Raw genomic sequence first — 1593 nt, forward strand, 5'->3', positions numbered from 1 at the left:
TAAAGGGGAACTTTGCGAAAGTAACCGATCACGAGAATGACTGCGATCACGACTGGCAATGCCCACGCAGAGATAATGCCTACGACCTCCATCCCGGACCTCCCCCTCTTCGGCTTTCACGTTTACGAAACCAGCGATCCAAAATCACGGCAACAGCTGTTCCCAATGCTGTAGCAATGATCGTTGCCCCTACGATTTCCGTAGGATTTGCAGATTCAAATTGAGAACGGTAAAAAATTACCGTTGCCGGGATAATGGTTATATTGGCCGTATTGATCGCAAGGAGTGTGCACATCGCGTCACTTGCTGTTTTTTTATCCGGATTCAATTCCTGCAATTCTTTCATCGCTTTTAAACCGAGAGGCGTAGCAGCATTTCCCAATCCTAGAATATTCGCACTCATATTGGCAAGTATGGAACCCAATGCAGGATGATCAGGGGGAACCGACGGAAAGAGAAACCGGACGATGGGCCACAAGAGACGCGCAAGCGACTGAACCAGACCTGCTTCCTCGGCGATTTTCATCATCCCTAACCAAAATACGAGAAACGATAGAAGTCCAATGGTTACAGTGATACCCGCTTTCGCACCTGCAAAAACCGCTTGTGTCACCACATCCATCTTCCCCGTCCACGCGCTCACCGCCATACCGATGAGAAGGAGCCCCATCCAAATCACATTGATCATACGCATCCCCCCTACAAGAGCAAAAATCTGGGAAGCATAAACGTTTCACTCCCTGTCCAAAAAAACGTATATCTAAGGTATATGCACCTGTCCAAAAAAAAGAAGCGCCTACAAGGAGCGCTCCTTCATGAAACTGGTGGATTGGTTGACTTCGCTTGACATTCATCATGCTTCATTTTATCTTTCTTGGTCATCGATTGAATTTTTTCGATGAACCCTGGGGCCATATCGATGATTCGTTCGTACAGTTGGGTGGGCCCTTCAGTCGACAGCATCTTGATCTGTCCGTTACCGACTACGAGAAAACCGATTGGAGTAATGGAAACTCCCCCGCCGGCTCCGCCTCCGAATGGCCATCCGCCCTTATTTCCTCCTTCTTGGTGATTTGCTAATCCTTCTGCATTCATATCGAATTCACTGCCACCCGCCGCAAATCCAAATCCCACTTTTGAAATAGGAAGAATCACGGAACCATCGGGCGTTTCAACAGGATCCCCGATAATCGTGTTTACGTCTATCATTTCTTTCAGGTTTTCCATGGCCGTTTGCATCAAGCCTTCGATCGGATGTTCCGCCATATGTGTCCCTCCCTAAGCCAATAAAATACCATCCTAATACCAGCGAACATAGCCTGCCCAACCCAAAACTTAAATATACAGGACACATTTGTGATGAATACCGTTTCATGAAAACGCGGACGCACATCGATACGCGGTTGGGTGTTCAGAGTGAAAAAGTTAGAAATGAGTGACAAGACCGCTCCCTTTACTGACCAAAGGAGCCCAATAAGCGTACCTGTGACTGCCGCATCCCCTATGCCCATTTCTGTCTGCCAGCGAAACTCTTCTACCTTAACTATTCTTAATGTCCTGCGTAACCAAGTTTTATAACCGTAAATATTCTCC

Annotated in this window: 3 protein-coding genes; all 3 read right to left on the bottom strand. The window is 47.3% G+C overall.

What is annotated here, in order from left to right; genetic code table 11:
- Nucleotides 1-79: 79 nt before the first annotated feature.
- On the bottom strand, nt 80-688 hold the full coding sequence (locus tag DNHGIG_RS20860) for a nucleoside recognition domain-containing protein (RefSeq protein WP_282201158.1): 609 nt from the start codon (nt 686-688) through the stop codon (nt 80-82).
- Nucleotides 689-813: 125 nt separating this feature from the next.
- A complete protein-coding gene (gene ytfJ / locus DNHGIG_RS20865; protein WP_282201159.1) occupies nt 814-1266 on the bottom strand; it encodes a GerW family sporulation protein in 453 nt (150 codons plus the stop codon).
- Nucleotides 1239-1593 (bottom strand): DUF2953 domain-containing protein (locus tag DNHGIG_RS20870; protein WP_282201588.1); only part of this gene is annotated, 355 nt, incomplete at its 5' end. The genes DNHGIG_RS20870 and ytfJ, both read right to left, overlap by 28 nt.

This window comes from Collibacillus ludicampi, from assembly GCF_023705585.1.
GTDB classification, from domain to species: domain Bacteria; phylum Bacillota; class Bacilli; order Tumebacillales; family BOQE01; genus Collibacillus; species Collibacillus ludicampi.

Coding starts and splice junctions, on each gene's coding strand:
- ytfJ (WP_282201159.1), bottom strand. CDS start 1,266: ATGGCGGAACATCCGATCGAAGGCTTGATGCAAACGGCCATGGAAAAC.
- DNHGIG_RS20860 (WP_282201158.1), bottom strand. CDS start 688: ATGATCAATGTGATTTGGATGGGGCTCCTTCTCATCGGTATGGCGGTG.